Origin of the sequence: Kitasatospora sp. NPDC058032 (assembly GCF_042885845.1) — a bacterium.
In the GTDB taxonomy this organism is placed as follows: Bacteria; Actinomycetota; Actinomycetes; order Streptomycetales; family Streptomycetaceae; genus Kitasatospora.
The window spans coordinates 21101-30212 of sequence record NZ_JBHVRK010000034.1; the positions used below are offsets into that span (position 1 = coordinate 21101).

8 protein-coding genes are annotated in these 9112 nt (G+C 75.0%); 1 reads left to right on the forward strand and 7 read right to left on the reverse strand.

The genetic code is table 11. The features are described from left to right. Nucleotides 1-11: 11 nt before the first annotated feature. The 3 genes from ACFVUH_RS33415 to ACFVUH_RS33425 all read right to left on the reverse strand — a co-directional run bounded on the left by ACFVUH_RS33415 (nt 12) and on the right by ACFVUH_RS33425 (nt 2203). On the reverse strand, nt 12-698 hold the full coding sequence (locus ACFVUH_RS33415) for a copper homeostasis protein CutC (protein ID WP_355357572.1): 687 nt from the start codon (nt 696-698) through the stop codon (nt 12-14). 138 nt (nt 699-836) lie between these two features. Further along, entirely contained in the window at nt 837-1808 is a 972-nt protein-coding gene (locus tag ACFVUH_RS33420; RefSeq protein ID WP_387917235.1) for a hypothetical protein, read from the reverse strand. Next, nucleotides 1805-2203 (reverse strand): PadR family transcriptional regulator, encoded by a 399-nt coding sequence (locus ACFVUH_RS33425; protein ID WP_387917236.1) that lies wholly within the window; start codon nt 2201-2203, stop codon nt 1805-1807. The genes ACFVUH_RS33420 and ACFVUH_RS33425 overlap by 4 nt, the downstream gene beginning before the upstream one ends. 82 nt (nt 2204-2285) lie before the next feature. On the opposite strand from ACFVUH_RS33425, the gene ACFVUH_RS33430 reads away from it, so the two are divergent. Next, on the forward strand, nt 2286-2972 hold the full coding sequence (locus tag ACFVUH_RS33430; RefSeq protein ID WP_387917237.1) for a hypothetical protein: 687 nt from the start codon (nt 2286-2288) through the stop codon (nt 2970-2972). A gap of 73 nt (nt 2973-3045) precedes the next feature. Here the strand turns inward: ACFVUH_RS33430 and ACFVUH_RS33435 are convergent, their stop codons facing one another. The 4 genes from ACFVUH_RS33435 to groL all read right to left on the reverse strand — a co-directional run bounded on the left by ACFVUH_RS33435 (nt 3046) and on the right by groL (nt 8785). After that, on the reverse strand, nt 3046-5805 hold the full coding sequence (locus ACFVUH_RS33435) for an FtsX-like permease family protein (RefSeq protein WP_387917238.1): 2760 nt from the start codon (nt 5803-5805) through the stop codon (nt 3046-3048). Beyond that, a complete protein-coding gene (locus ACFVUH_RS33440; RefSeq protein ID WP_387917239.1) occupies nt 5802-6551 on the reverse strand; it encodes an ABC transporter ATP-binding protein in 750 nt (249 codons plus the stop codon). The genes ACFVUH_RS33435 and ACFVUH_RS33440 overlap by 4 nt, the downstream gene beginning before the upstream one ends. A 156-nt stretch (nt 6552-6707) precedes the next feature. Beyond that, entirely contained in the window at nt 6708-7067 is a 360-nt protein-coding gene (locus ACFVUH_RS33445; RefSeq protein ID WP_387917241.1) for a hypothetical protein, read from the reverse strand. 95 nt (nt 7068-7162) lie between these two features. After that, entirely contained in the window at nt 7163-8785 is a 1623-nt protein-coding gene (gene groL / locus ACFVUH_RS33450) for a chaperonin GroEL (RefSeq protein WP_344334086.1), read from the reverse strand. Nucleotides 8786-9112 lie beyond the last annotated feature (327 nt).

A 9112-nucleotide genomic window follows, 5' to 3' on the forward strand; every position in this document is an offset into this window, starting at 1 on the left:
CCCGGCGGCGTTCAGCCGTCGATCATCCCGCGCCACTCGGCGACCTTGGCGGCGTCCACCGGCGACTGCCAGCCGTCCACCCGGACCGCGCCGCCGACGTGGAAGGCGTCGAACCCGGCGGCCCGCAGCTCCGGCAGGTGCTCGGCCCGCAGGCCGCCGCCGATCAGGATCCGCTGGGTGTGGCCGGGCTCGCCGGACCGGGCCAGCTCGGCCAGCAGGACGTCCCGGCCGGCGTCCACCCCGCCGGCCGCGCCGGAGGTGAGGAAGGTGTCCAGCCCGGGCAGCGCGCCGACGGCGGCGCGGACGGCGGCCCGGTCGGCGCTGTGGTCGATCGCCCGGTGGAAGGTCCAGCGGCAGCCGGCCACCGCCTCGGCGACGGCCTCGGTGGCGGCCAGGTCGACCCCGCCCTCGGCGTCGAGGAAGCCGAAGACGAACTCGTCGGCGCCCTCGGCCCGGAGCGCGGCGGCGCGGGCGCGCAGCTCGTCCAGATCGCCGGGCGCGAAGCCGTCCCGGATGCGGAGCATGACGCGCAGCGGCAGTTCGACGGCGGCGCGGATCTTGGCGAAGTCCTCGACCGACGGGGTGAGTCCGTCGGCGGCCATGTCGGTGACCAGTTCGAGCCGGTCGGCGCCGCCCGACTCGGCGGCCTGGGCGTCCTGGGGGGTCAGCGCGATGACTTCGAAAATTGGTCTAGACATATGAGACAGCCTGCCACATCGGTCCGCCCCCGGCGAGCCCCGTGCGGCCACTTGGCCGGACAACACCCGCCCCCGGAAAGCACGGAACGGCCGGACGCCCGGGTCCCCCGACCCGGACGTCCGGCCGCCCGCACAGCCCTACGCGAGGCTCCGGCCGCCCCCCGTTCCGCCGGCGCCCCGCCGCAGCAGCCACCCGGCCGCCAGCAGCGCCAGCAGCACCGCGCCCGCCACCGGAAGCAGCCGCCACATCCCGCCGAGCGCCTGCCACAGCCGGAACACGCTGAACAGGAAGGTCAGCGGCAGCACCGCGAGACCGATCGCCGCCGGGGCCAGGCGCTCCCGCGCCGCGAAGAGCAGCGCGCCCGCCGGGACGAGCAGCAGCACCGCGGCCGCGTTGCCGTCCAGCAGCACGAAGGAGCTGTAGAAGTCCTGCGCCACCAGCAGGAGTCCGCCGCCGGCCAGCGCGGCCGGCAGCACCGCCAGCCCGCGTCCGCTCGGGCGCTCCAGCAGGTCCTGCGGCGCGAGCGCGAAGAGCAGTCCGGCGAACAGCTGCGGCGCCGCCTCGCAGGACTCCTCGAAGACCAGCCAGCCGCCCGGCATGGTCGCCGCCGACAGCAGCACCCCCAGCGCGCCGACGGACGCCACAGCGAGCGCCGCCGCCCTGGCGAGCCGCCACCGGCCCACCGCGACGGCGGCGACCAGCAGCAGCGGCACGAACACCTGGCCGAGGTACCAGAGGTAGTGGGGCACCTGGTCGAGGTGGTCCGGCAGGTCCCAGTGGGAGTGCCAGCCGGGGTTGAACAGCGCGTCGTAGAGGCCCCGGGTCAGGCCGACCCCCGCGATCCCGCCGGCGATCAGCGGCGCGGCCAGCGCGAGCAGCCGCCCGGCGAGCGAGGAGGAGGTCAGGCCGGTGCGCATCCGCAGCCCGTACGCCCCGAGGTCGAGGGCCTCCCGGGCGGTGGCCAGCTTCCCCGCCCTGGCCGTGCTGTCGGCGAAGACGGCGGAGAGTTCGGCGCCGCGCTCGCGCCGGTAGCGGGCCGGGTAGAGCCGGAGCGCGGCACGGAACGCCACCGGGTCCGCGACCATCCCGGGAAAGGTCTGCACCGTCATGCGAGGGCCCCCCTGGCCTTGGCGAAGGTGAACGCGGGCCTGGCGGTCCCGCCGGAAGGCCGGCCGGCGGCCGGGCGGACGGCGGCCAGCCGCCGCTCGGCCTCGGTGGCGACGGCGCGCAGCCGCTCCGCCTCGGTGGCCAGGGCGCCACGACCGGTGTCGGTGAGCGCGTAGGTGCGCCGGGCCCGGCCGTCGACGATCTCCTCGGCCGCGATCTCGATGAGTCCCTGCTGGAGCAGCCGGTCGAGCGCGCCGTACAGCGTGCCGGTGCGCATCTTGACCCGGCCGTCCGAGATGGCGGCGATCTCCTGGATCAGTGCGTAGCCGTGCCTCGGGGCGTCGGCCAGCGCGGTGAGGAGGAGCAGTGTCGGTTCCTGCATGGCCCGTTCTGTCATGGAGTTACATATACAGGTCACCGACATATAAGGTCCAGTGGAATCGATCATTCGGGCGGTCGCCGGGCAGCAGACTGACCCCATGCCCGACGCCACCGGACCCGCCACCGGACCCGACGCCGCACCCGCTGCCGCCCCCGAGGACCTGCTCGCCGCCTGGACCGCCCTGCTCCACCGCTGCGGCACCGGCTCCGACCCCGCCCCGGCCGGCCGGGAACTGCTGCGCCGCTGGTCCGAGCCGCAGCGCCGCTACCACACCACCGATCACCTGCGCGCGGTGCTGGGCCACGTCGACGCGCTCGCCGGGCACGCCGACGACCCGGACGCCGTCCGGCTGGCCGCCTGGTTCCACGACGCCGTCTACCGCCCGGACCGCTCGGAGAACGAGGAGCGCAGCGCCACCCTCGCCGTCCGGGCGCTGACCGGGGCGGGGCTGCCCGCCGCCCGGATCGAGGAGGTGGCCCGACTGGTCCGGCTGACCGTGACCCACCACCCCGGACCGGGCGACCGTGACGGCGAGGTGCTGTGCGACGCCGACCTCGCCGTCCTCGGCGGCCCGCCGCAGGCCTACGCGGCGTACGCGGCGGCCGTCCGGGAGGAGTACGCCTTCGTCCCCGAGCCGGACTTCCGCGCCGGGCGCGCGGCCGTGCTCCGGCAGTTGCTCGCACTCCCCGCGCTCTACCGCACGCCCACCGCGCACGCCCGCTTCGACGCCCCCGCCCGGGCCAATCTGGCCGCCGAGCTCGCCCGTCTGGAGGCCGCCGACTGAGCCACGGGCCGTCCCGCGCGCCCGACGGCCGAACCGTCCGGCGTCACCCGGCCCGGCGTCACCCCGCCGGGCGTCACCCCGCCCGGCGCGCCAGCGGAAGCCGCGACCGGGTGAACGCGGCCGCACCCAGCCCTGCCACCACCGGCAGCACCACCGTGATCATCACCAGCAGCCCCCACGGCGCGGTGAACGGGGCCTCCGGCCCGCCGATCCGCCCGCCCGCGTGCGAGCGCAGCAGCGCCACCGCGGGCACGAACCCGCTGACCGTGCCGACGGCCGCTCCGAGCCCTGCGATCAGCGTGCTCTGCAGGCCGGCCTGCACCCGGTGGATCCGCGGCGGTGCACCGACCGCGGCCAGCGTGGCCCGGTCGCCCAGGGAGTCGGCGGCGGCCAGACCGGTGGCCACGGCCGCGGCGCCCAGCACCACCACCACGGCGAACCCCGCGAGCGCGAGGCTGATCACGTCGTCCTTCGGCTGGAAGCCGCGCTCCACGTGCAGCGTCGCCCGCGGGACGACCTGGGCCAGATCGGCCTCCACGCGCTGCTGCACCTTGGCGGTGGGCGGGTGGGCGGGCCGCCACACCGAGCCGATCGATTCGGTGGCGAGACCGGCCCTGCGCACCGCGTCCTCGCTCATCAGCAGCCCCCCGTACCGGGCGGCGTCCGGGTTGTCGACCAGAAGCGCGTCGACTGCGATCTCCTTGACGCCCGGCTGCGGCGCCTCCCCGGGCCGGACCGGGCCGCCGCCGGCCGCGCCCAGCATGGTGAGCACCGCCCGGCCGTCGTGCAGCCGGTCGCGGTCGAAGACGATCGCCTTGCCGGCGGCCAGGGCCTCCTCGACGGCCCGGTCGTTCACCCCGAACAGGTTGTGCAGCACCGTCGCGTCGCCGACCAGGGCGCGACTCCCGGAGCCGCCGTCGTCGAAGCGCCCGCCCGTGCCCTTGGCCCGCACCGCACTGGAGCAGCCCTCGCAGAAGACGTACAGCATGCCGTGGACGTCGGCACGCGCACCCGCGTCCGGCAGGTCCCGCTCGATGGCGGCGCGCAGCCGCGGCAGCTGCGGGTCGTCCGGCTTCATCGGGGCCTCGACCACGACGGCCCCCATCAGGGCGGTCGGCCGGTAGGCGGCCCGGTCCTGGGCCTCGGTACCGGTGGTGTAGACGCCGACGGCGACGGCTCCGGCGACGGCGGCCATCACGGCGGCCACGGCGGGCGCGGTGCGGCCGCGGTGGCGGGCCGAGTCGCGCAGGGCCAGCCGGGGGCCGAGCGGCAGCCGGGCGGCGAGCCGGCCGGACAGCGCGATCAGCAGCGGGGTGAAGAGCAGGAAGCCGATCTCCGCGGTGACCGCCCCGGCGAGCACGGTGAGCGCCTTCCTGGTGAGCCCGTGGAACACCGGCAGGCCGGTGGCGTCCTGGCCGCCGGCGCCGTAGAGCGCCAGCCCCGCGCCCGCGACGACCAGGACCAGGCCCAGCAGCGGGAGCCTGCGACTCGGCGCGCCGACGCTGTCCCGGCCGGTGAGGCCGGCCACCACGTCGCGGCGCGCGGCCTGGGCTGCGGGCACCACGGCGGCCAGCAGCGCGGTGATCACGCCTACGGCGGCGATGGCCAGCAGGTCGAGCGGCGCGATCGCGAAGTGCCCGAAGCGGCTGCCGCCGGCCTCCTCGGCCCGGGTCCGCAGCACCGCGACCAGTCCGACGCCCGCCACCAGGCCGACGGCCGCGCCGGCGGTGCCGAGCACCAGTCCGGAACCGAGCACGACCGCGCGAACGTGGCCGCGGTTGCCGCCGGCGGCGCCGATCAGGGCGAGCTGCCGGCGCGAGCGCCGGGCACCCACCGCGAAGGCCGGGCCGGCCAGCAGGGCGACCTCCAGCAACGCCATCCCGGCCACCGTAGCCAGTACGACGATCCGCTTGTCCGCGTCGGGGAGCCTGAACAGATCGGGATCGTAGGTGACGGCGGACGCGGGCGGCGGGTCGAGCGCCACGGCGCGCGAGGTCACCGTGAAGCCGTACCGGTTGAGCTTCCGGACGGCAGGCCAGTCCAGGGCGGCACCGCCGGGCATCCGCACCAGCCAGCGCTCGGGGCGGGCCTCGTCCGCCCCGGCTGCGGTCAGCCCGGACGGGGCGCCCGCGGAGGGCGCGGCCGCGGCCACGGGGGCGATCAACTCGCCGGGCCGCGCCACCAGCTCGACCTTGCCGAGGTCACCCGGGTACTCGACCGCACCGGTCAGCCGGAACGGCGCCCCGTCGAGGCCCTTGACCGTGGTGGAGTCACCGATCCGCAGTCCGGCCTCGTCCAGGAACGCCCGGGTGACGGCCGCCTCGTGCGGCGCGCTCGGCGCCCGCCCCTCGACCAGGTCGAGCCGGCCCTGCCAGATCCGGTCGGTCAGATCGGCCTCGGAGGTCGCGGTGGTGAACAGGCCCTCCCGGGTGGAGGTGCTGACCGCCGGCCCGGCGGTGGCCGGCAACAGCACCGCGCCCGCGGGCAGCAGCCCCGCGACCAGGTCGGCGGGCGAACCGGCCGCGGCGGCGGCCGACACCGCGGCCGGATCGGTCCGGTCCTCCCGCAGCACCTGCACACCGTCCTCGGCGAACGGCCCCTGGTCGACCGAGCGGCCCGGGCGGTGGGCGGTGATCAGGGCGTCCGCCCCGCCCATCAGCCGCTCGACCCGCTCGCCGGGGGTGAGCTGTCCACTGCGGTGGACGACGTCGGCACCGGCGACCCCGAGCACGGGAAGCGCGACCATGGCGGCCACCAGGACGCTGCGGCCCTTGGCCCGCAGGGCGTCGCGGCGGGCGATCCGCAGAGCGACGCGCAGGGCGGAGAGCCTCATCGCGGGCCCCCGTCCGGGGCGGCGGCGAGCAGCCGCGCGGCCTGCCGCCCGGCGCTCTCCTCGACCACCAGGCCGTCGCGCAGGACGACCACCCGGTCGGCCCAGACGGCGTGCCGGGCGTCGTGGGTGACCATCATCGCGGCGGCGCCCGCGTCGCAGCGCGCCCGCAGCACACCCAGCACCGCCTCGCCGGTGGCGGAGTCGAGGGCGCCGGTGGGCTCGTCGGCCAGCACCAGCCGGCGGTCGCCGACCAAGGCGCGGGCGATGGCGACGCGCTGCTGCTGCCCGCCGGACAGCTGCTCGGGGAAGCGGTCGGCGAGCTCGGCGATTCCCAGCTCGGCCAGCGCGGCCCGGGCCTCGCCGCGGGCGGTCCGTCCGGGCACGCCGTCCAGCTCCCGGGGCAGTGCGATGTTCTCGGCGGCGGTCAGCGCCGGGACGAGGTTGTAGTCCTGGAAGACGTAGCCGACCGAGCGGCGCCGGACGGCGGCCAGGCCGGTCCGGCTCAGCGCGCCGAGTTCGACGCCCTCGACCAGCACCTGTCCGCGGCTGGGCCGGTCCAGGCCGCCGGCCAGGGTGAGCAGGGTGGACTTGCCGGAGCCGGACGGCCCCATGACGGCGACGAACTCGCCCGGACGGATGGCCAGGTCGATGCCGCGCAGCGCCTGCACCTCGGCCGCGCCCGCGCCGTGCACCCGGGTGACCGCGCGCAGTTCGAGGACGGGCCGGGTCGGATCTGGCTGGGACATGGGGCTCCCCTCTCGGCCGTGGAGCTCTCGGCCGCGAAGACTCAGATGGACTGTATAAGTCGGTAGACTGCATATGCAGTCCATCGGTTCCACCCGGCACGAAAAAGCCGCCGCCGCGCCCGGAGGCGCGACGGCGGCGAGGCCACGGACGGGGGGCTACGCCAGCTCCCCCACCGCCGCCACCACGACACCGCGCTTGCCGCACACCCAGTGCGGGTCCGGCCCCAGCTCCGGTTCCACGCCCAGCGCGTGCGGGTCCCCGTCCGCCGCGCAGTCCGCGCACAGCGGCCAGCGGCCGTGGGTCTCCAGCAGCGCGTCCTGGACGTCCTGGGCGACCAGGCCCAGCACGAAGCCGGTGCCGTCCGGCCACTGCTCCAGCCACCAGCGGCGGTGCGCCACGGCCTTCTCCACCAGTGACACCACGGCGGCGTCGGCGGCGTCCCGCGCGGTCAGGTCGGCCAGGATCAGCGCCCGCGCGGTGTGCAGCGCCGTCTCGATGTCGTCTGTCGTAGCCATCCGTCCAGTCTCCCAGGAAGGTCCGGGAACGCCGCACGGGCGGCTCCCCGAGGGGAACCGCCCGTGCGAGCGAGGAACCGTCCGATCCGTCAGGATCAGAAGTCCATGTCACCGCCCGGCATGCCGCCGCCGGCGGCCGCGGCGGCCTTCTCCGGCTTGTCGGCGATGACGGCCTCGGTGGTGAGGAAGAGCGCCGCGATGGAGGCGGCGTTCTGCAGCGCGGAGCGGGTGACCTTGGCCGGGTCGATGATGCCCTCGGCGACCAGGTCGACGTACTCGTTGGTGGCGGCGTTCAGACCGTGACCGGCGGGGAGGTTGCGCACCTTCTCCACCACGACGCCACCCTCCAGGCCGGCGTTGGTCGCGATCTGCTTGATCGGGGCCTCCAGCGCGACCTTGACGATGTTGGCACCGGTGGCCTCGTCGCCGTCCAGCTCCAGCTTGTCGAAGGCGACACCGGCCTGCAGCAGGGCGACGCCACCACCGGCGACGATGCCCTCCTCGACGGCGGCCTTGGCGTTGCGGACGGCGTCCTCGATGCGGTGCTTGCGCTCCTTGAGCTCCACCTCGGTGGCCGCGCCGGCCTTGATGACGGCCACGCCGCCGGCCAGCTTGGCGAGGCGCTCCTGGAGCTTCTCGCGGTCGTAGTCCGAGTCGCTGTTCTCGATCTCGGCGCGGATCTGGTTCACCCGGCCCGCGACCTGCTCGCTGTCGCCGCCACCGTCGACGATGGTGGTCTCGTCCTTGGTGATGACCACCTTGCGGGCGGTGCCCAGCAGGTCGACGCCCGCGTTCTCCAGCTTCAGGCCGACCTCCTCGGAGATCACGGTGCCGCCGGTGAGGATGGCGATGTCCTGGAGCATGGCCTTGCGGCGGTCGCCGAAGCCCGGGGCCTTGACGGCGACGGACTTGAAGGTGCCGCGGATCTTGTTCACGACCAGGGTCGACAGGGCCTCGCCCTCGACGTCCTCGGCGATGATGACGAGCGGCTTGCCGCTCTGCATGACCTTCTCCAGCAGCGGCAGCAGGTCCTTGACCGAGCCGATCTTGGAGTTGGCGATCAGGATGTACGGGTCCTCGAACGAGGTCTCCATACGCTCCAGGTCGGTGGCGAAGTAGGCCGAGATGTAGCCCTTGTCGAAGCGCATGCCCTCGGTGAGCTCGAGCTCCAGACCGAAGGTGTTGCTCTCCTCGACGGTGATGACGCCTTCCTTGCCGACCTTGTCCATGGCCTCGGCGATCAGCTCGCCGATCTGGGTGTCGGCGGCGGAGATGGAGGCGGTGGAGGCGATCTGCTCCTTGGTCTCCACGTCCTTGGCCTGGGCCAGCAGCTGGTCGGAGACGGCGGCGACGGCCTTCTCGATACCGCGCTTCAGGGCCATCGGGTTGGCGCCGGCGGCGACGTTGCGCAGACCCTCGCGGACGAGCGCCTGGGCCAGCACGGTGGCGGTGGTGGTGCCGTCACCCGCGACGTCGTCGGTCTTCTTGGCGACCTCCTTGACGAGCTCCGCACCGATCTTCTCGTACGGGTCCTCGAGCTCGATCTCCTTGGCGATGGAGACACCGTCGTTGGTGATGGTGGGGGCGCCCCACTTCTTCTCCAGAACGACGTTGCGACCCTTGGGGCCGAGCGTGACCTTCACGGCGTCGGCGAGCTGGTTCATGCCACGCTCAAGGCCGCGGCGAGCTTCCTCATCAAAGGCGATGATCTTGGCCATCTGAAGTGGTCCTCCGGGACACGGTCGACTGCTCGGACCAAGGGGTGCCCGCGACGGACGGCCCTGGTGTGCGGGGGTCCCTTCCCCTACCGCTCCCTGGGGCCTCACCGACCCGGTCCGCTTATCACTCTCAAGCTCTGAGTGCTAACGCCAATGATTAGCACTCTGGGTGGGCGAGTGCAAGCCCAATCGACGATCCGCGAGCCGCGCGGACATGACGGCGGGGCCGGGGGGCGCCGGGGGGACGGGGGCCCCGCGGGGCCAGAGGGGCCGCACCCGCGGGGGGGCGGCCCACAACCGGGGGTGGGGGAAGTGAGACCCCCCCGC

Coding starts and splice junctions, on each gene's coding strand:
- ACFVUH_RS33415 (WP_355357572.1), bottom strand. CDS start 698: ATGTCTAGACCAATTTTCGAAGTCATCGCGCTGACCCCCCAGGACGCC.
- ACFVUH_RS33420 (WP_387917235.1), bottom strand. CDS start 1,808: ATGACGGTGCAGACCTTTCCCGGGATGGTCGCGGACCCGGTGGCGTTC.
- ACFVUH_RS33425 (WP_387917236.1), bottom strand. CDS start 2,203: ATGACAGAACGGGCCATGCAGGAACCGACACTGCTCCTCCTCACCGCG.
- ACFVUH_RS33430 (WP_387917237.1), top strand. CDS start 2,286: ATGCCCGACGCCACCGGACCCGCCACCGGACCCGACGCCGCACCCGCT.
- ACFVUH_RS33435 (WP_387917238.1), bottom strand. CDS start 5,805: ATGAGGCTCTCCGCCCTGCGCGTCGCTCTGCGGATCGCCCGCCGCGAC.
- ACFVUH_RS33440 (WP_387917239.1), bottom strand. CDS start 6,551: ATGTCCCAGCCAGATCCGACCCGGCCCGTCCTCGAACTGCGCGCGGTC.
- ACFVUH_RS33445 (WP_387917241.1), bottom strand. CDS start 7,067: ATGGCTACGACAGACGACATCGAGACGGCGCTGCACACCGCGCGGGCG.
- groL (WP_344334086.1), bottom strand. CDS start 8,785: ATGGCCAAGATCATCGCCTTTGATGAGGAAGCTCGCCGCGGCCTTGAG.